Annotated in this window: 18 protein-coding genes; 14 read left to right on the top strand and 4 right to left on the bottom strand. The window is 57.5% G+C overall.

The window, feature by feature from the left end; translation table 11 throughout:
* Positions 1-127: 127 nt before the first annotated feature.
* Entirely contained in the window at positions 128-1,555 is a 1,428-nt protein-coding gene (locus tag QP965_RS03515; RefSeq protein WP_284843989.1) for a YkvI family membrane protein, read from the top strand.
* 16 nt (positions 1,556-1,571) lie between these two features.
* Positions 1,572-2,642 (top strand): aldo/keto reductase, encoded by a 1,071-nt coding sequence (locus QP965_RS03520; protein WP_284843988.1) that lies wholly within the window; start codon positions 1,572-1,574, stop codon positions 2,640-2,642.
* 18 nt (positions 2,643-2,660) lie between these two features.
* Here the strand turns inward: QP965_RS03520 and QP965_RS03525 are convergent, their stop codons facing one another.
* Complete coding sequence (locus tag QP965_RS03525; RefSeq protein WP_284843987.1) at positions 2,661-3,353, bottom strand: LysE/ArgO family amino acid transporter; 693 nt, start codon at positions 3,351-3,353, stop codon at positions 2,661-2,663.
* Positions 3,354-3,423: 70 nt separating this feature from the next.
* On the opposite strand from QP965_RS03525, the gene QP965_RS03530 reads away from it, so the two are divergent.
* The 4 genes from QP965_RS03530 to QP965_RS03545 all read left to right on the top strand — a co-directional run bounded on the left by QP965_RS03530 (position 3,424) and on the right by QP965_RS03545 (position 6,212).
* A complete protein-coding gene (locus QP965_RS03530) occupies positions 3,424-4,296 on the top strand; it encodes a LysR family transcriptional regulator ArgP (RefSeq protein WP_284843986.1) in 873 nt (290 codons plus the stop codon).
* A 69-nt stretch (positions 4,297-4,365) separates the two neighbouring features.
* On the top strand, positions 4,366-5,316 hold the full coding sequence (locus tag QP965_RS03535; protein ID WP_284843985.1) for a DoxX family protein: 951 nt from the start codon (positions 4,366-4,368) through the stop codon (positions 5,314-5,316).
* 82 nt (positions 5,317-5,398) lie between these two features.
* Entirely contained in the window at positions 5,399-5,905 is a 507-nt protein-coding gene (locus QP965_RS03540; RefSeq protein WP_284843984.1) for a hypothetical protein, read from the top strand.
* Entirely contained in the window at positions 5,898-6,212 is a 315-nt protein-coding gene (locus QP965_RS03545) for a transcriptional regulator (protein WP_239235847.1), read from the top strand. The genes QP965_RS03540 and QP965_RS03545 overlap by 8 nt, the downstream gene beginning before the upstream one ends.
* Here QP965_RS03545 and QP965_RS03550 read toward each other — a convergent pair.
* From QP965_RS03550 to QP965_RS03560, 3 genes are all read right to left on the bottom strand, one after another.
* On the bottom strand, positions 6,187-7,458 hold the full coding sequence (locus tag QP965_RS03550) for a glycosyltransferase family 87 protein (protein WP_284843983.1): 1,272 nt from the start codon (positions 7,456-7,458) through the stop codon (positions 6,187-6,189). The two genes, QP965_RS03545 and QP965_RS03550, sit on opposite strands and share 26 nt — an antisense overlap.
* A gap of 80 nt (positions 7,459-7,538) precedes the next feature.
* Entirely contained in the window at positions 7,539-9,392 is a 1,854-nt protein-coding gene (ilvD, locus tag QP965_RS03555) for a dihydroxy-acid dehydratase (RefSeq protein ID WP_239278004.1), read from the bottom strand.
* Between the two features lie 52 nt (positions 9,393-9,444).
* On the bottom strand, positions 9,445-9,987 hold the full coding sequence (locus QP965_RS03560) for a PH domain-containing protein (protein ID WP_284843982.1): 543 nt from the start codon (positions 9,985-9,987) through the stop codon (positions 9,445-9,447).
* A gap of 308 nt (positions 9,988-10,295) precedes the next feature.
* Between QP965_RS03560 and QP965_RS03565 the strand changes: the two genes are divergently transcribed.
* The 8 genes from QP965_RS03565 (at position 10,296) to QP965_RS03600 (ending at position 20,352) form a co-directional block, all read left to right on the top strand.
* A complete protein-coding gene (locus QP965_RS03565) occupies positions 10,296-12,146 on the top strand; it encodes an acetolactate synthase large subunit (RefSeq protein WP_239278005.1) in 1,851 nt (616 codons plus the stop codon).
* Positions 12,147-12,148: 2 nt separating this feature from the next.
* Positions 12,149-12,667, top strand: coding sequence for an acetolactate synthase small subunit (gene ilvN / locus QP965_RS03570; protein ID WP_005327728.1), 519 nt, complete (start codon positions 12,149-12,151; stop codon positions 12,665-12,667).
* 99 nt (positions 12,668-12,766) lie between these two features.
* Complete coding sequence (gene ilvC, locus QP965_RS03575; protein ID WP_239278007.1) at positions 12,767-13,780, top strand: ketol-acid reductoisomerase; 1,014 nt, start codon at positions 12,767-12,769, stop codon at positions 13,778-13,780.
* 112 nt (positions 13,781-13,892) lie between these two features.
* Positions 13,893-15,683, top strand: a complete 1,791-nt coding sequence (locus tag QP965_RS03580; protein WP_284843981.1) for a GmrSD restriction endonuclease domain-containing protein — start codon at positions 13,893-13,895, stop codon at positions 15,681-15,683.
* Positions 15,673-16,578, top strand: a complete 906-nt coding sequence (locus QP965_RS03585) for a hypothetical protein (RefSeq protein ID WP_284843980.1) — start codon at positions 15,673-15,675, stop codon at positions 16,576-16,578. The genes QP965_RS03580 and QP965_RS03585 overlap by 11 nt, the downstream gene beginning before the upstream one ends.
* A 63-nt stretch (positions 16,579-16,641) precedes the next feature.
* Positions 16,642-18,228 (top strand): phosphoglycerate dehydrogenase, encoded by a 1,587-nt coding sequence (gene serA, locus QP965_RS03590; RefSeq protein ID WP_284843979.1) that lies wholly within the window; start codon positions 16,642-16,644, stop codon positions 18,226-18,228.
* Positions 18,229-18,345: 117 nt separating this feature from the next.
* A complete protein-coding gene (locus QP965_RS03595) occupies positions 18,346-19,365 on the top strand; it encodes a 3-isopropylmalate dehydrogenase (RefSeq protein ID WP_239278012.1) in 1,020 nt (339 codons plus the stop codon).
* A gap of 177 nt (positions 19,366-19,542) precedes the next feature.
* The gene (locus QP965_RS03600) at positions 19,543-20,352 is read left to right on the top strand and encodes a fumarylacetoacetate hydrolase family protein (protein WP_284843978.1); all 810 of its coding nucleotides are present in this window, start codon (positions 19,543-19,545) and stop codon (positions 20,350-20,352) included.
* The last annotated feature ends 10 nt before the right edge of the window (positions 20,353-20,362 follow it).

Genomic DNA, 20,362 nt, shown 5'->3' on the forward strand with positions numbered 1-20,362 from the left:
GTCACTTACGTACCATTCCTTAAGGAACGCATATCGGTGTTGTGTTGCCCACGTGCTGGGGGAGTGGGGGACAAGGGGCCGCGCACACTAGTATGCGAGAGATATTCGCTACAAAAGTTAGGCAACAGTGTCTTCTAAAAACATTATCGCCATCGCTATGTCCTTCGTGGGCTTGCTGGTCGGCGCCGGCTTTGCTACGGGCCAAGAGGTGGTGCAGTACTTCACCGCCTTTGGTTCCTGGGGCATTCCCGGCATCATTATCGCCGCACTCGTCATGACCCTTGCGGGTACCGTGTTCTTGCAGCTGGGCAGCTACTTCCACGCTTCTGAGCACAACACCGTATTCCGCAATGTCACCCACCCGATCGTCTCCAAGTTGCTGGACGTCGCGGTCATCATCACCCTTTTTGCTATTGGCTTTGTGATGTTGGCCGGCGCGGGTTCCAATATGGAGCAGCAGTTTGGTTGGAAGACTTGGATTGGCTCCACGGTCATGCTGGTAATGGTGCTTATCGTGGGCATGCTCGACGTGGATAAGGTATCCAAGGTCATCGGTGCTGTAACACCGACCATTATCATTGCGGTCATTGGCGTAGCCATCTATACCGGCCTCAATATGCCGGATGACATCGGTGCCGCTATGGACGCCTCCAGCCAGATCGACACCCCGATTGGTAACTGGCTCATTTCCGCGCTCAACTACAACGGTCTTGCCCTGATGCTCGCCGTGTCCATGTCCCTGGTTATCGGCGGCGACAATATCAGCCCACGCGAGGCCGGTTGGGGCGGCGTTGTAGGCGGCGTCATCTACTCCATCATGATGGGCCTTGCCGGATTCTCCTTGCTGATGAACTCGGACAAGGCACAGGGCTCCGATATTCCGATGCTGTCTCTGGTAGATAGCGTTAACCCGACGCTCGGCTCCATCATGGCGGTCATCATCTACTTGATGATCTTCAATACTGCTATCGGCATGTTCTACGCTTTGGGCAAGCGCCTGTCTGCCGGTCATGAGAAGCGGTTCCCGGTTATCTTCGTTATTGGCTGCTTGGCTGGTTTCGCCGTGTCCTTCGCCGGCTTCAAGACCCTGATGAACTACATCTACCCAATTATTGGCTACATGGGCATCTTGATGGTGGCCATTTTGGTCTTTGCTTGGTTCCGCAGCCAGTCTCAGATCCAGGATGAGGCTGTGCGCCGTGAGCGTGTACGTGCCCTCATGCACCTGAAGCTGCACCCGGACAAGGCATATGATGCTGAGCGCTATGACGATGAAATTGGCCAGCACATCGAGGACTCCAATATGGACAATGAGGCCCTCTACGATGAGCTGGTGGAGGAAGTCACCGAAGAGCTCGATGGTGACGACGACGTGGACTTTGACAAGGAAAAGTACGAAGAAAAGCGCCACGATTACTCCTACTACACCGAGCGTGATGCGGTAGAAACTGACCGCACCCCGGAAGAAATTGAAAAGTGGGTCGAAGAAACCGGCGCATCCGGCGACCCTGAAGAAGATGAGGAGCTGCCAAAGGCTGACAATTCCAAGAATTAAGCGGACAATGGGTGCCATGAGTATCTATGCACCCCCATCTGACCGTTATGATTCGATGGAGTACCGCCGAGTAGGCAACTCTGGGCTGAAGCTGCCGGCCATTTCCCTTGGCCTATGGCAGAACTTCGGCGACGACCGTCCCCTGGCCACGCAGCGCGAAATCCTGCGCGCGGCGTATGACCGGGGGATTACTCATTTCGATTTGGCCAATAACTATGGCCCTGAACCAGGCGCCGCGGAGGACAACTTCGGCCGCATCTTTGCCCGCGATTTCCGCCCCTTCCGCGATGAAATGATCATTTCTTCCAAGGCGGGTTGGGTAATGAATGATTCACCCTACGGTTTCGGTGGCTCCCGCAAGTACCTGGTGAGCTCCTTGGACGCTTCCCTGAAGCGTATGGGCTTGGACTATGTGGACATCTTCTACCACCACCGTCCGGACCCGGATACCCCGCTGGAGGAGACCCTGTATGCACTGCGCGATATCGTAGCCTCCGGCAAGGCCCTGTATGTGGGCATTTCCTCTTATGGTCCGGAGCTCACCGCAGAGGCCGTGGAGTTTATGGAAGATGAAGGCTGCCCGCTGCTGATTCATCAGCCCAGCTATTCCATTTTGAACCGCTGGATTGAGCGCCCGGGCGAAGACGGTGAGTCGCTGCTTGATGTCACAGCGCGCAGCGGCCTAGGCGTCATCGGCTTCGGCCCGTTGGCGCAGGGCATGCTGACGGACCGGTATATCGACGGCATCCCCGCAGATTCGCGCGCGGCGAAGAATAAGACCCTGGAAAAGGACTGGCTCAATGAAGAAAACCTCTCCATGATCCGCTCGCTCAACGATATTGCAGGCAAGCGCGGGCAGTCTCTGGCTCAGATGGCCATCTCGTGGGTGCTGCGTGATCAGGGCGATCGCACGCTTACCTCGGCGCTGTTGGGTGCTTCTTCGGTGGATCAGCTCGAGCACAACCTGGGCGCGCTGGACAAGCTTGACTTCAGCGCGGAGGAGCTGGCTGCGATTGACGACGCCGCCCATGACGCCGGCATCAACCGTTGGGCCGGCGCCACTGCGTCGCGCGTGCGAGGAAACTAGGCGGGCTGAACCCCGGCCCTAGAGCAGGAGCAACTTGAGCGTTAGGCCAATCATGAGGACGCCGATGCCGAAGTTGATCCAGCGCCACACTGTGGGTCGGGACAGCACGTGGGAGAAGCGCGCCGCGCCAAAGCCGATGAAGGGGAACCAGGTGAAGCTGGCGCAGATTGCACCCACGGCGAAAAGCCAGCGCCCCGATTCACCATATTGATTAGCAATGCTGCCGAGCATGACCACTACGTCTACGTAGGCGCCTGGGTTGAGCCATGTTAAGGCCAGGGCGGTCAATAGCGGCTTAACCCATGAAGGGGAGCGCTTGATCTCGACGCGAGTTGCAGTCTTGGTCGTGCTGCGCGCCCGAGAGCCATCGAAGGAAGCGACTTCCTGCGGGACCTTTGGCTGCGTGGATTCCACCTCGATGGCCTCGCCTTTGGTTTTGAATGCATCGCGGAAGCAGGTGAAGGTGAAGTACGCCAGGTAAGCGGCGCCAACATATTTAAGAACCTGCAGGGCGTTGGGGAATTTTTCTACCAAGTAGCCCACGCCGGCCGTGCCGGAGGTGATCAGGATGACGTCGGAAAGCGCGCAGACGACAATGATGAGGCCAATGTGGTCGCGGCGAATGCCGTACTTGAGCAGCATGGCATTTTGCGGGCCGACGGCCACGATGAGTGATAATCCCAGGAAGAAACCAGCAAGCACGATGGACATGCCTTCCAGTGTGAATTCCTGGCCTGAATTAGTCCAGTTAATGAATCTACAGTTGGTTTAGAATAGCTTCATGAACCCGGTGCACTTAGAAACTTTGCTTGCCATCGTGGACGAAGGCAGCTTCGATGTTGCCGCTGCCGTACTCGGTATATCGCCGTCTGCGGTAAGCCAAAGAATTAAGGCCCTAGAGTCGAGCACCGGTCGAGTGCTCCTTCGCCGTGCTACCCCGGTAACCGCGACAGAAGCGGGGGAGATCTTGGTGCAATCCGCACGCCGCATGGCGTTGGTACAGGCAGAGACGGATGCCCGCCTAGGCCACCGCCTGGCCCGGGTCCCGCTCTCTGTTGCAGTGAACTCGGACTCCCTTGCGACATGGTTCCGCAGGGTGCTTAGCGATACCGCGCGGCGGGGTGATGTCGCCCTGCGCATCCGGATTGAGGATGAGGCCCGTACCTTAGCCATGCTGCGGCGTGGAGATGTGCTTGGCGCGGTAACGAGGGAAGCCACACCGGTCTCAGGGTGTGAGTCTAGCTTTTTGGGTACGATGCGTTACTTCCCAGTCGCGGCGCCGCATATTGCAGAAAGCTTTCATAGTGGCTGCTTGACCTGGGAAACCATGCCGCTGGTGGGATATGGGCCTAACGACCAGGTTTTGGACGATGCGATGCGGGAGCGCTTCATTGATTCGTCCGTGGTGCGTGCCCGGGTGTCACAGATCCCTTCGTCCGAGGGCTACCTCGAGGCCGTTCGCGTTGGCCTGGGGTGGGGATTGCTGCCCCAAGCTCAAGCGCTGCCCCTACTGGCGGCAAAAGAGCTGGTGCTTCTCGACGACTCCCCGCTCGATATCGACCTTTACTGGCAGCGTTGGCGATTGGAATCGGAGGTATTGGGTGAACTTACGCGTTCGGTCATCGAAGCTGCGAGCGACTTGGTGGCCACATAGCGCGCAAGCTCGTGCGGCGCGCCGTGGTGGGTACCACAAAAGTGCAGGCACGTGCCCTAAGTTGGAGCTATGAGCGATAAGCAGCAACCGGATAAAGCCACCCCGTTTGATGAGGATATGGACGTGCCTACCTACAACGCGAAGCCCGCTAGTAAGGATTCTGTCTCCGGCCAGAAAAAGTCGAAGCCCGGCCTTTTCGAGCGCGCCGGCCGCGCCGAGCCGCAGGAGATCAAGCCTTCCCAGGCGCAGCAGGACCACCCGGAAACCGAGGTACTGTCCTATTCCAGTGCAAATGAAGCCGCACGTCAGCACAGTGGTGCCGGCGAGGAGACCGTAGCCTTCGCGCAACCGGAGTCCACCACGCCGGCTAGCGGGGAGCAGGAGACGGAACTTGCTACTGCCGACGCCCCCGTGGAGAGCACCCTCAGCACCGAAACCGCAGAGGAGCGCGAGGCACGCCTACAAGCGGAACAAGAAGAAAAGGAAGGCTACCAACGCTATGGTCGCCGCGGCACCATCGACTTCGGCCTGCTTTTCATCCGATTGGCGCTGAGCGCTTACCTCATCGTCGCGGGAGCAAAGACTTTCTTCACGCTTGGCGATAGTGAGGGTTTGTCCGGCCTGGAAGGCGATTTTGCCAACTATGCATGGGATACCGCACTGTCTATCGCGGTGCCAACCATGCAGCTTATCGCTGGTGTGTTCTTGCTGCTCGGTCTCATTACTCCGTTGGCGGCCATGATTGGTCTGGTAGTGACCGGCTTTACCGCCGTCCACGAGCTCGCCCAGACCGATGCCGGCCTGGACGTCTTTAGCTGGCCGGAATCCGTATGGCTTTCCTTGGTCCTCTTTGTCATCGCAGTGGGCCTGCAGTTTACCGGCCCAGGCTTTATCTCCCTAGACTTCAAGCGCTCCTGGGCGCGCCGCCCGCTGGGTACTTCCTGGGCCTTTGTTCTCATCGGCATCGCCATCCTCGCCGCCCTCTGGTTCTTTGGCGCAGGCGTTAATCCGTTGAACTAATCGCCAAAAGCTGTCCGTCGCAATTGCGGCGGATTTTCTTTTGCTCTTGCTTTCCATGGCGGAAAGTATGATACTTTCTAAAGTGGAAAACAACGAAAAGTCGAAGGCGAAAGGAACGGCGATCATGGATGAAAGCGTGCACGAGGCACTGTCCTTCAACGAGGAAGTGGAGAAGGAACAAAGCGACGGACGGAAGACTGCGCTTAATGCCTTGTTTGCTGCAGCGTTGGCAGTAACTTGGTTTATCTTGAGCCAATGGGGGAAGGGCATACCGTGGTGGTTGTCCCTTGGTTTAGTGGTGGTCTGCGGGGGAGTAGCTCTCTGGGTTAGCGCTCAGAAGCGCAACGTGCGCGCAGGTTATAGGCAGGATCCCTTCGCCCAGCCGCAGCCGGATAAGAAATACTATTTCGGAAACATTCTGATCTTTTGCCCTCCGTTCTTTCAAACCTTCCTCGAAGGACGCCTGGTCACTGCGGCCGTGGTATTCACGCTGTGGGGCATCGCTGTATTTTGGGTTTTCAATTCCGGTGCGATGGATCTGTCCACACGGGACAACGCAAGTGGCAAGCAGGCGAGCGGTGATGAGTGAGCTTGATCCGGTAATCCACCCGCTAAATCGGTTTAAAATTTGTGCGGTGCTCAACGCGGCTGGGGCAGTGGAAGGCGCCATCAACAAAGAGATGCGCTTTGCCGCGATTCGGGACAAAGTGAATCAATCCGATGCCACGCTGTCTAAGCAGCTAAGCGCACTGGAAAAAGAGGGGTATATCAGCCGCTTTCGTGAGTATGGATCCTCGCGTGGCAAGGACACGGTATGGGTGATGCTCACGGCTAAAGGTAAGGCCGCATTCGATTCGCACCTTGCAGCGCTTAAGACGCTAGCGGGGCAGGAGTAGCGGTACTCGGAGGGCGGTTGCGCTGGACGGCGTAGAACGCGGCCGCGTACAGTGCGACGGTAAGCACGGTGAGCCAGACAAAGTCATCCACCCAGAACTTCTGGTAGCGCTCCATGGCGTGGACATCGACTTGATCGCCCCACCACCACTTAGGTGGAACTGTCAGTAGCATGGCTGCCCAGGCGATAAGGACGGTCAGGAGGCTGCCCGCGGCCCAACCTGACGGCAGCCAGGTCCAGGCGCGGTAGACAAAGACCGGGATGATGAGCGTGAGCCAGACCCAGTGGTGCGACCAGGAAACAGGGGAGATGAGTAGGAGGGTGAGGGCGGTGACCAATTGGGCGTCGACAAGCAGATGCTCCTCGCACAGTCGCTTGATAAGCCACGCAGCAAAGGCAATAACCACTAGGGAAGCTGCGAGCCACGCAAGGTTGATGGTCAGTCCATTGGCGTCCATGGCTTCCGTAGAGGAATACATGCGCTGAATAGCGCCCTTGATGGAACTATTGGACTGGTAGTCGGTTGCCACGCCGAAGTCGCCGCCAGAGCCCATATCGAGCAATTTAGAGCTGAAGAACTCCACGAACGCGTCCCAGCGGAAGGCCGCGGCGAGGAGAGTGGCAGCGACTGCGGAGAGGAAAGCCGTGGCAATCTGTTTCCATTCCTTGCGCACGAGGAAGTAAAGCAGCATTGCTAGCGGAGTAATTTTGATGGCCGCGGCCAGGCCAATCAAGATGCCTTGGGGCAGGAAGCGCTTGCGTGGGACGAGGTCGAGGGTAACCAGCGTCATGACCACGATATTTATCTGTGCAAAGCCGTTATTGAGGTCAACCGGCTCGAAGCGCAAGGCAATGGCCCAGGCAATGGCGGTAATGGGCAAGAGAAAATCCGGCTTCTTCAGCACCGCCTTGAAGACAAAGTAGAGGCAGACGAGCAGGAGCAGATCGGACAGGACGACCATGATGTCGCCCGCCAAATCGTGGTCAATGCCGTCAAAGGCCGTGAGCGGAACCATGACCAGCGCGCCAAAGGGCGGATAAATGAAGGGAAGTTCAATATCGCCGGCGAGCATGGGCTCGCTATAGACGGATCGGTGTTCAAGGAAGGCCTTGACACCCTCGCGGTAGACCACCATGTCGATAGGAAAGTCCGTGATGCGGGTGTCTTGGACAATCTTCCAGGCGCCAAAAATGAGGCCCAGCAGAGCTAAGGCATAACGGAAAAATGGGGTGCGCGCGAGTTTCATCGCAGTACACTTTATGCGATCTGCAGGTAAACGGGCGTGCACCCCACCGAGGCTCACAGGGATTTAGCAGTTAATCCTGGCTAATTCACATGGCCATCGACCACGCGCACCGCGCCGCGATCGGCAGAGGTGGCCATGGCTGCATACGCACGCAGTGCCTTGGTGATGGGGCGGTTGCGGTTCACTGGAGTCCACGGTTGCTCGCGCTGTTCCTGGGCGGCGCGGCGGCGCTTCAGCACGTCCTCGTCCACATCCAGGGTGAGTTGGCGCTCGTGGATGTCGATGGTGATGGTGTCGCCATTTTCGATGAGCCCGATAAGGCCCTGGTGGGCCGCCTCGGGGGAGATGTGGCCGATGGAAAGGCCGGAGGTGCCGCCGGAAAAGCGGCCGTCGGTAATCAAGGCGCATGCCTTGCCCAATCCGGCGCCTTTCAGGAAGGAGGTTGGGTGGAGCATTTCCTGCATGCCCGGGCCGCCGGACGGGCCCTCATAGCGAATGACCACTACGTCGCCGGGTTGGACTTCCTTATTCAGGATTATCGATACGGCTTCCTCCTGGGATTCGACCACACGGGCGGGTCCAGAGAAGGTCCACAGCTCTTCTTCAACGCCCGCTGCCTTCACGATGGCCCCGTCGGGGGCCAGGTTTCCGCGTAGGACAACCAGGCCGCCATCGGAAGAAAAGGCGTGATCGGCGTCGTGAATGCAGCCATTAGCGGCGTCAGTATCGAGCTCGTCCCAGCGGTTGGATTGGGAAAATGGTTCGGTAGTGCGCACACCGCCCGGCGCGGCGTAGTACAGTTCGCGAGCCTCATCGGTGGCGTGCGGGTTGCGGATATCCCAGTCATCGAGCCACTGCTCGGCGTTGTCATATAGCGCCGTATGCACCTTCAGGTTCAAGTGCCCGGCGCGGCGAAGCTCTCCTAAGATAGCGGGGATACCGCCGGCCCGGTGGACATCCTCAATGTGGTAGGTGCCATTGGGTGCGACCTTGGACAGGCAGGGCACGCGGTAGGAGATGTCATTAATATCATCGAGGGTGAAATCCACCTCGCCCTCCTGTGCGGCTGCGAGCGTATGCAGGATGGTGTTGGTGGATCCGCCCATGGCCATGTCTAGCGCCATGGCGTTGGTGAAGGCTTCCTTGGTGGCGATATTGCGGGGGAGAACGGATTCGTCCTCCTCGCCGTAATAGCGGCGGCACATATCGACGATGGTGGAGCCAGCCTTTTCAAATAGGCTGCGGCGGGCCGTGTGGGTAGCCAGGGTGGTGCCGTTGCCAGGCAGTGCCAAGCCGAGTGCCTCGGTCAGGCAGTTCATGGAATTGGCGGTAAACATGCCAGAACAGGAGCCGCAGGTGGGGCAGGCGGATTCCTCTACCTGGGTTAAGTCTTCATCAGATACCGCGTCGTTGGCCGAGGCGGTAATGGCGGTGATGAGGTCGGTGGGGGCGTGGGCGACGCCATCAACCACGACGGCTTTGCCGGCCTCCATCGGTCCACCAGAGACGAAGATAGTGGGAATGTTCAGGCGCAGCGCCGCATTGAGCATGCCCGGGGTGATTTTATCGCAATTAGAGATACATACCAGGGCGTCGGCAGTGTGGGCATTGGCCATGTACTCGATGGAATCGGAGATGATTTCGCGCGAAGGCAGCGAGTAGAGCATGCCGCTGTGTCCCATGGCGATGCCATCATCGACGGCGATGGTATTGAATTCCTTGGGTACGCCGCCGGCCGCGCGCACGGCGTCGGCGACGATATCGCCAACGTTTTTAAGGTGTACGTGGCCGGGGACGAATTGGGTGTAGGAGTTGGCGATGGCGACGATCGGTTTGCCAAAGTCATTTTCCTTGGTGCCGGTGGCCCGCCAGAGGGCGCGGGCGCCAGAGGCTTGGCGGCCGACGGTAGTTACTTTTGAACGCAGCGGGAACATGGTTTTCAGTCACCATTCCTTCAAGGGATGTGGGAGAGTGTAGGCGGCGTATTTAGTTTTCGGCCGAAGGCTTGAGCTCGGGGTGGCGCTCGAGGTAGTCCGCATACTCTTCTTTGCTGAGGAGGACTTGTTGGCCGTCACGGTGGACAATGACCACCTTGTCATCTGCCGCTTCACGGCCCTGGGTAAGGGCATCAGGGATGCGGCCGCGGGAGGCCTCCGAAAGTCGCGGGAGCGAGTTAAAGGTAACGCCGGGCAAGCTGTGCTCCGCGCCGGCCGTGGTGCGAGCGAAGGCGCGGGCGTGTTGGAAGCCGACTCCGGCAAAATCGTCCCATGCGATCTGGATATTTTTCCGGAATGCGTAAGAGATAGCGATTCCAGATTCGGAGACTTTGGTGTGGGATTTTATGACCCACCACAATCCGAGGATGGGGATAATGAACAGCCATGCGAGGTATTTGGGGGCCGATCCGATGCTGAGCAGAGCAATGGCGGACAGGATGAGGATGCCCAAGATGTGGTCGCGGGATGGCTTGAAAACCTCTGCCTGGGTGGTGGACTGACGAGGTTTGTTGTCCTTAGGTGGTGGAGTCATAGTGTGCAAGCCTAATTCACTTAGGCGGGCAAGGGCGAACCTATTTTTCAGGCGTGTCCCATCACATGGGAATGTGATCCCAAAAGGGGGTAATCGGCACGTGCGCAATACCTATCAGTGTATAGTCATGCCCATGATCATTATTCGACTTCAGGTAGTACCAACGCGGTGGTGACCGCGACGACCGATGACGTCGACGCATTTCGCCCCCGCAGACAGACAAGCCCGCGGGGGCTTTGTTCATATCTGGAGCCGGTGCCAATGATGATCAGGACCCGTAATAGACCATTCCAAGGAGCACATTAACCGTGGTTACGACAACTTCGCCCACGCCCGCTTCGGTGGCTGCAGCCTCACGCGCCCACGCTCCGGAGCGGATGAGTGGTGCCCACGCCATTGTCCGCACTCTCGAAGACTTGGGAACCGATCTCGTCTTCGGCATTCCAGGCGGTGCTGTGCTTCCTCTCTACGATGCTTTGCACACCTCGACCAAGCTGCGCCATGTGCTCACCCGCCATGAACAGGGTGCCGGTCACGCCGCCGAAGGCTACGCCCAAGCTTCCGGCAAGGTGGGCGTATGCATTGCCACCTCCGGGCCGGGTGCGACCAACTTAGTGACAGCGCTAGCCGACGCCAACCTGGACTCCGTTCCCATCGTTGCCATCACCGGCCAGGTGGGCAGCAATCTCTTGGGAACCGATGCCTTCCAAGAGGCCGATATCCGCGGCGTGACGATGCCGATTACCAAGCACAACTACATCGTGACGGAGCCGAGCCAGATTCCAGCTGCCATTGCAGCCGCATTCCATCTGGCTTCTACGGGCCGTCCGGGCCCGGTCTTGGTGGATATCCCAAAGGACGTGCAAAACGGTGAATTGGAATATTCCTTCCCGTCTACGTTTGATCTGCCTGGATATAAACCGACGACCAAGCCCCACCATCGCCAGATCGCGCAAGCGATTGAGCTCATTGTGCAGGCAGAAAAGCCAGTCATCTATGCCGGCGGTGGTGTCATCAAGGCGGAGGCGGCAAAGGAACTGCGCGAGTTTGCGGAATGTACCGGAATCCCCGTCGTGACTACGCTCATGGCTTTGGGGGCCTTTCCGGAATCTCATCCGCTGCATATGGGCATGCCGGGCATGCATGGCACCGTCCCTGCGGTTGCGGCCATGCAGCGAGCTGACCTGCTGATTACTATCGGTGCGCGATTTGATGATCGAGTAACCGGTGATACCTCCACCTTTGCCCCTGAGGCTCAGGTAATTCATGCTGATATTGACCCGGCTGAGATTGGGAAAATCCGCGAGGTTGCCGTGCCAATCGTGGGTGATGCGCGCAAGGTATTGGCAGGCCTCTTAAAGGAGTACCGCAAGAACTCTGCGGTGAATTCTCCGGAAGTAGGCCCATGGCGGGACTACCTCGATGGGCTTAAGGAACGGTTCCCTCGTGGCTATGATCCCACTCCGGATGGGCAGCTCAATCCCCAATTTGTGTTGGAAAAGCTGAGTGAAACCGTCGGTCCTGAGGCTATCTACTGTGCCGGTGTGGGTCAGCACCAGATGTGGTCGGCACAGTTCATTAACTTTGAACACCCACGCTCCTGGATCAACTCCGGTGGTGCCGGAACTATGGGCTATGCCGTCCCGGCGGCCCTCGGTGCCAAGGCAGCATGCCCGGATAAGGAGGTGTGGGCGATTGACGGTGACGGTTGCTTCCAGATGACCAACCAGGAGCTCACCACTGCGGCATTGGAGGGCTTTCCGTTTAAGGTTGCTGTCATTAATAACGGCAACCTCGGCATGGTCCGTCAGTGGCAGACACTGTTCTTTAACGAGAACTATTCCAATACCAAGCTGCGAGAACGAGATGTCTATACCCCGGACTTTGTCCGCTTGGCAGAGGCGCTAGGATGCGAGGCCATCCGTGTCACCTGTGAGGAAGAAGTGGTGCCGGCCATTGAACGGGCCCGCGCAATCACTGACCGCCCCGTGGTCATTGACTTCATTGTTGGTGAGGATGCTCAAGTCTGGCCCATGATCGGCGGTGGGGCGTCTAACGAAGAAATTCAATATGCCCGCGGCTTGCGCCCGCTGTTTGATGAAAATGAATCGGCAGCAGAAACTCCTGCCGATATCGACGAGACTATCCAGGAGGTATAGGCATGGCCCCCAGTGACGTTTCCCGGCATACCCTGTCGGTCCTGGTAGAAGACGTAGAGGGAATTTTGTCGCGCGTGACCGGCATGTTTTCCCGGCGTGGGTACAGCATCATTTCGCTGGTTTCTGCCCAAACGGAAAATCCGGGGATTAACCGGCTGACCATCGTGGTCGATGCTTCCGAAAGGATTATGGAGCAAGTGACCAAGCAGCTCAACAAGATCGTGCCGGTCATCAAGGTGGTGGAGCTCGAAGCGGATTCGACCGTGGCGCGAGCCCTGATGCTGGTTAAGGTGGCTGCAAATAATGCCAACCGGCCGCAGGTGGTCGATGCCGTCAATATCTTCCGTGCCCGCGTGGTAGACGTGGCACAAGAATCAGTGGTGGTGGAGGCTACTGGCACCCCTGGAAAGCTAGCGGCGCTTCTCGATGTCCTGGAGCCATTCGGTGTGCTCGAGCTGGTGCAGTCTGGTGACGTGGCCTTGGGGCGTGGTCCCAAGGCGATGGCTCCTCCACGAAATTAAATCCCATAATATGGGCATAGCGTCTCATAGGGTGGTACAGTGTTAGGTGGGACGTTGATTCATTGAACTTACAATCACTACAGAATTGAGGACTACGACATGGCTATTGAAACTTTCTACGACGATGATGCAGATCTGTCTATCATTCAGGGTCGCAAGGTAGCCGTTATTGGCTACGGCTCCCAGGGGCACGCGCACTCGCAGAACCTGCGCGATTCCGGCGTCGAGGTTGTAATCGGCCTGCGTGAAGGCTCCAAGTCGGCCGAAAAGGCTGAGGAGGCAGGCTTTGCGGTCAAGACCGTTGCAGAGGCTGCCAAGTGGGCGGATGTAATCATGCTGTTGGCACCAGATACCTCTCAGAAGCAGATCTTTGAAGATGAAATTGCCCCCAACTTGGAAGACGGCAATGCGCTGCTGTTTGGGCACGGCTTGAATATCCACTTTAAGCTGATTGAACCGCAAGCCAATGTCACCGTTGGCATGGTTGCACCAAAGGGGCCTGGCCATCTGGTTCGCCGTCAGTTCGTTGATGGCAAGGGTGTTCCGTGTCTGATTGCGACCGAACAGGATCCTAAGGGCGAAGGCCACGATCTGACTCTGTCTTATGCCGCAGCCATCGGTGGTGCGCGTGCCGGCGTTATCCCGACGACCTTCGAAGCAGAGACGGTTACTGACCTCTTTGGTGAGCAGGCTGTCCTGTGTGGTGGCGTAGAGTTCCTGATTCGCACCGGCTTCGAGGTCCTGACTGAGGCTGGCTACGAGCCAGAAATGGCCTACTTTGAGGTGCTGCACGAGATGAAGCTCATCGTGGACCTGATGTTTGAGGGCGGCATCGCCAACATGAACTACTCGGTATCTGATACCGCCGAGTTTGGCGGCTACATTTCTGGCCCTCGCGTAATCGATGCCGATGCAAAGCAGCGCATGAAGGATATCTTGTCCGATATCCAGGATGGCACCTTCACCAAGCGCCTACTTGCCAATATTGAAGGCGGCAACAAGGAGCTGGAGAGTCTGCGTGAGGAATTTGCGCAGCACGAAATTGAAAAGACCGGCACCAAGCTGCGCGATTTGATGAGCTGGGTCAAGAACCCGCTGGATGCTACTGCCTAGGAATAAAAGGCGGCGTCTGTAGCGCACACCCACGGTGAACAGGCATGTTTACCGTGGGTTTTGCCTTATTTGTGTCAGGTAAAACTCCGGTGCGGGGAGTAGGATGAGGGCCATGGGTTTTACGACGCCAAGCTATGATCTCAAAGACCTTTTTGCACGAATTGATCGCGGGGATATCCAGTTACCTGACTTCCAGCGCAGCTATGCCTGGGATGAAGATCGTATTCGATCTCTTATTGTTTCCGTGCTGCGCGGTTATCCCATCGGCGCGCTCATGGCTCTTGACACCCGAAACGAAAAGATGCGCTTTCGTCCCCGTGCCCTTGCGGGCGCACCTGACACTGGCGTCGACCCCGGCTTGCTCCTTTTAGACGGGCAGCAGCGCCTGACCACCCTGTATCACTGCTTCAACGGCGAGGGCTTTGTAGATACCACTGACTTCCGCAAAAAGAAGATTCACCGCCGCTTCTTTATCGATATTCGCGCAGCCGTACGCGGCAATCTTATGCCGGATGACGCCATCTTCGCGGTCAATCAAGACGGCAAGATTTGCTCGCACTTCGCACCGGCAATTGAGAGCGAAATCCTAACGCGCGAAGATGCGCTAGAGAATATGTGCATTCCCGTGGCCTCTCTGCTGAGTGAAGACGGCGTCGGCATGCTTTTTGAACTTGCGGCGAATAAGCAGGAATACAGCGCGGAACTGGCCGCCTTTAACAATCGCATCATTCGGCCATTGTCCGGTTATGACCTGCCAATGATTCGACTTTCCCGCGAGACGGAGCGAGCCGGCATCGGCTCGATTTTTGCCCAAGCGAACTCGGCCGGCCTGCAGATGGACGTGTTCGATCTGCTCACTGCCGTCTTTGCCTCTGAGGACCCCAGCTTCCACTTGGCCGCTGATTGGCAAGAAGTGGAAAAGGACCTGCGTAAGTCCCCAGCCTTGGATGGAATTGGGCGCACCGAGTTCCTCTCTGCAGTATCGCTTCTGGTCTCCGGTGAAAAGGGCTGTGCAGGTGGCCAGCGCGAGGATATTTTGAAGTTGTCATTGGCGGAGTACAAGTCGGCAGCCAACGATCTGCGCATTACCTTCCGTGAGGTATCAGAGTTCTTGGCGGAGCGGTGCATCCTCAGCATGGATCAGGTTCCGTTTAATGAGCAGATTGTTCCCCTGGCAGTCATTATCGCCCGCCTGGCCAAGCGCGGGGGAGCGCTTTCTACCGAGCAGTCCTGGAACCGTATCAACCAATGGTTCTGGTGTGGCGTCTTTGGCGAGCTCTACGGCTCTTCTGCAGTGCAGCTGCGTGCAGCTCGCGACGTAGATGAGGTCACCGAATGGGTAGCCGGTGCAACGGACGAGACGCCGAAGACCGTCGCTGATGCCACCTTCCGTGAATCCCGGCTGCTTTCCGTAGATGGCAAAGATGGCGTATGGCACGGACTCTATGCCCTCCTTATGGCGCGCGGCGCGAAGGACTGGCGCACTGGAAAGGCCTTCACTCGGCATACCTTTGAAGAGCTCAAGCCAGGCTTTTTCCCTGTGTTCCCGCTAAATTGGTGCAAGCGTCACGGAGTTGATCCCGTCTTGGCTGAGTCGGTGATGAACTACACCCCGATGGGCAAACGAACCGAGGTAGTGCTCGACGGTTTCGCTCCCAACCGCTACCTACCTCGCGTTCAGTCCAAGTCCATCATGGAAGATGCGCAATTTGATGAGGTGCTAGCATCCCACGAAATGAACCTGGAATATCTGCGCGCATCGCAGCCGCGTGAATTCCTTGCGGACCGCCGTCACCGATTCTTGGGCATTGTGGAATATGCTTTAGGTAAACCCGTTATCCGCGATGTGGATGAAGCAAACCTTTGTGGTGGAGAGGAAGGTCCGCAAGCTTTTGATCGCTAAATCTGTGCGCTTGGCTGCTACAGTGCTTGTTGCTTCTCTTGCGCTAGCAGCCTGTGGCACTCCGGTCACAGAATCCAAGCTGGTCAGGCGTGGTCTGTCCGATCTGGATGAGTCCGAAATCGATCTCAGCAAGGCCAAGGCGGAAAACCAAAACCGTCTTATTGATCCGAAATTTGATGGCAAGTTGGTCATTGTTAATGACCCCATTGGAATTGAAGCCAGCCGACTATTTTTTGAAGATTCGGATTCGCTTGTCCTTTTTGCCCCGGACGATAAGTCTATTCTTCGTGCAGCAACCTTGGCGGTAAACCAGCATTTGCCAGCGGTGCAGTATGACGATGCTAGGCGTTTGGAGATCCATAAGTTGCTCACGGACTTGGGAGTAAGTCGCTTGGTGGTAGTAGGTGACGTGCCGTGGACGAAAACCTCTGGTGAATTCAGCGTGATCAAGGATCCAGGAACGCATAAAGCACTGGGGGAGTTCACGGCATTCCAATATGGTTCCAAGGTGGTAGCCTCGCCGGAGCAGATGGTAAAGGATATTGCACGGCTGGATAAGACTCCCCATATGGAGCTGCGTCCTGCCTGGGTGCCGTATGAAGGCGAACTTGATGCCGGAGAGGAAAAGAGCCAACCCATCCCAGCACAGTCCCGCAGGGACGGCCAGATGGCGCCAAATATCGTTGCCACTAAGGATAGTCCCATCGCGAACGTCATTACGGCGGCGGCCTACGGTGGAAGGGTTTTGGTGATGCCGACTGCCGATCCGCTAGCGGATAAGCACAGCATGGCTGCTGTTGCGGGCCTTGAGGACGGCGCCTTAGTAGCTTTGGGGCCGGAATTCGGTCGAGTGAAAGAATTTAAGGCAAAAATCAAGCAGGGCACTCCTGACTGAACTACACTTCCTTGACACGCGGGCAACCCGCGTGCACCGCATTTTATTTAAGCGAAGGAAGATATGTCGAAGCCGGTAGTCCTTATTGCCGATAAATTGGCCCAGTCCACGGTTACGGCCTTGGGGGACTCTGTTGAGGTCCGTTGGGTGGATGGGCCGAATCGTGCCGAGCTCCTCGCCGCGGTTCCGGAGGCAGAGGCTTTGCTCGTGCGCTCTGCCACAACCGTTGACGCAGAGGTATTGGAAGCGGCCACAAAGCTCAAGGTTGTGGGCCGTGCCGGGGTGGGACTGGACAATGTCGATATTCCGGCGGCCACAGACAAGGGTGTCATGGTGGTCAATGCGCCAACATCCAATATCCACTCTGCGTGTGAACAGGCAATTGCACTGCTCTTAGCGACAGCGCGCCAGATACCAGCGGCCGACCAGTCCCTGCGCGAAGGGGAGTGGAAGCGCTCTTCTTTCAAGGGCGTAGAGGTCTACGGAAAGACCGTCGGCATTGTTGGCTTTGGGCACATTGGCCAGCTCTTTGCCCAGCGTCTGAAGTCCTTTGAGACGACCATTATCGCGCACGATCCGTACGCCAACCCGGCTCGCGCGGCAGCGTTGGGGGTGGAACTAGTTGAGCTGGAAGAGCTGATGTCGCGTTCGGATTTCGTGACCATTCACCTGCCAAAGACTCCGGAGACAGTCGGAATGTTTGATAGGGAACTTTTGGCCAAGGCGAAGCCAGGACAGATTCTCATTAACGCAGCGCGAGGCGGTTTGGTAGATGAAGCGGCTCTGGCTGAGTCTATCGAGTCGGGACATCATCGAGGTGCGGGCTTTGACGTTTATGCCACGGAACCGTGCACTGATTCTCCGCTCTTTAAGCTGCCGCAAGTCACCGTGTCCCCGCACCTAGGCGCCTCCACTGTAGAGGCCCAGGACCGTGCGGGAACCGATGTCGCGGAGTCTGTCTTGAAGGCGCTCGAAGGAGAGTTCGTCCCGGATGCGGTCAACGTCTCCGGCGGGCCAGTGAGAGAAGAGGTTGCTGGTTGGTTGGACCTCGCCCGCAAGCTAGGACTCACTGCTGGCCGCCTTTTGGGACAAGCCCCCGTTGCCGTCGAGGTGGAGGCCTGTGGCGAGTTGTCTACCGAAGACGTGGAAGTGCTAGGACTTTCTGCCGTCCGGGGACTGTTTAGCGCTGTGACTTCGGAACCGGTGACCTTTGTCAATGCAATGCAGATCGCGAATAGTCGTGGCGTAGAGGTGGAGGTATCTACTGATACGGAGTCCAAGGGGCACCGCTCTTCCCTGCGGGTAAAGGTTATCGGTGCCGATGGCGAGACGTCCTCGCTTACCGGCGCACTTATCGGCATCGATGGAACCGAAAAGTTCATTCGCATCAACGGTCGTGGCGTAGATATGCGTGCTGCCGGCCGCAACCTCTTCTTCCGCTACGCGGACGCCCCTGGTGCACTGGGAACGGTAGGTACCAAGTTGGGCGCTGCGGGAATCAACATCGTGGCAGCCGCTCTTACGCACGGTAAACAGGAATCTGATGCTGTGCTGATTCTGCGCGTGGAGGCCGAGGTGCCAGAGCATCTCATCGCCGACATTAATGCGGCCTTGGGAGCTGAATGCGAACAGCTGGACATGGAAGCATAAGGCTGCGGACTGCAACAGAGTCTCAACCCGCGTGGTGCTAGGTAACTTCCTGCGCCGCGCGGGTTTCTTTTGGTAGGGTAAGTCCATATCCACTCTGTGAGAAAGGAATCCTACATAATGAAACTTGCGGTGATTGGCGGCGACGGAATTGGGCCAGAAGTGACGGCCGAGGCGCTCAAGGTGCTGCGAGCCGTTCGCTCCGATATCGAGACCACTGATTATGATCTCGGCGCGCGCCGTTATCTGCGCAATGGGGAGCTTCTCACGGACGCTGACTTGAAGAGTCTGCGCGAACACGATGCGATCCTGTTGGGGGCGATCGGCGCCCCAGGTGAGGTGCCACCAGGCGTGCTGGAGCGAGGGCTGTTGCTTAAGATGCGGTTTGCGCTGGATCATCACGTGAACCTGCGCCCGTCCAAGCTCTATCCCACCGCTTCCTCGCCGCTCGCTGAACCGGGCGATATCGATTTCGTTGTGGTGCGCGAAGGTACCGAGGGGTTGTACTGCGGAAACGGCGGTACCTTGCGAGAGGGAACTGAGCACGAGGTGGCCAGCGAGGTATCGCAAAATACTCGTTTCGGTGTGGAGCGTGTGGTGCGCGATGCGTTTGCGCGGGCAGCGCAGCGCCGCAAGCTTCTAACCTTGGTGCACAAGACTAATGTCTTGGTCAATGCTGGTGGGTTGTGGCAACGCACTGTTGATGAAGTCGCCGCCGAGTTTCCAGAGGTTCGTGTAGATTACCAGCATATTGATGCAGCGACCATTTATATGGTGACCGATCCGGCGCGCTATGACGTCATTGTCACCGATAACCTTTTTGGAGACATTCTCACCGATTTGGCGGGCGCGGTAACTGGCGGCATTGGCCTTGCTGCCTCCGGAAACATCGATGCCTCTGGCGCGAATCCCTCGATGTTTGAGCCGGTGCATGGTTCTGCGCCGGATATTGCGGGTAAGGGGATTGCGGACCCAACAGCGGCAATCTTGTCCGCCGCCATGCTGCTTCGCCACGTGGGAGATGAGTCCAACGCCCGGCGGATTGAGGATGCTGTGGCACAAGATGTTGCGCACCGCGGCGACGGGCCGGTAAAGACCGTCGAAGTCGGTGACCGAATCGCCCAGCTTCTCGTCGAATAGAGCGGGCTTCTTGCGCTGGGCGCTTGCCGACGCCCCAAGTGCCCAGCGTTTCCTGGCGTAGTCGGCACCGGGGTTAGTAACGGTGAGTAAAGGGCAAAGGAAATTTACTCAAATTAACTAATTAACACCGTATCCTTTGCACACATGTGAAGGTGGCTATTGAGTAGGATTACCGCTATGCGTTTAGGACGAATTGCACACCCCGAAGGAATCTGTTTCGCCATTATCGATGGGCCAAAAGCTGCCCCAATGGAAGAGCTCGTAGCAAAGGAAATTGCCGGCACGCCCTTCACCCCACCGGAGCCAACCGGCCGCGAGTGGAAGCTTAACGAGGTTCGCCTCTTGGCGCCGACCCTTCCCACCAAGGTGGTAGCGCTTGGACGCAACTATGCGGACCACGTTGCCGAGGTTTTCAAAAAGTCTGCTGATAGCCTTCCTCCCACCATCTTCATCAAGCCATCTACCGCGGTCATTGGCCCGGATGCTGCAATCAAGATTCCGGACTACGCCACCAACGTCGAGTTTGAAGGCGAGCTTGCCGTGGTCATTTCTAAGCCGTCGAAAAACATCAAGGCCGAGAACTGGAAAGACCACGTGCTGGGATACACCATCTGTAACGACGTTTCCTCCCGCGACCTGCAGTTTAAGGATGGTCAATGGGCTCGGGCCAAGGGTATTGACACCTTCTGCCCGCTCGGCCCGTGGATCGAAACCGATCTGGACAGCTTGAATCTAGACGATCAGAAGATTAATGCTTATCTGACGCACGAGGGTTCTCGCGAGCAAAAGCAGGATTCCAATACTGACCAGATGATTGTGAAGATGGGCGGCATTTTGGAGGAGATCTCCGCTGCCTATACCTTGCTGCCCGGCGATGTCATCACCACCGGCTCCCCGGCTGGCACCGCTCCTATGGTCCCAGGTGACACCATCGAAATCGAGATCCCGGGCCTCGGCACCCTGCGCAATACCATCCACCGTGCATAACCCGAGCCAC

The organism is Corynebacterium sp. MSK074, from assembly GCF_030229735.1.
Lineage (GTDB): Bacteria > Actinomycetota > Actinomycetes > Mycobacteriales > Mycobacteriaceae > Corynebacterium.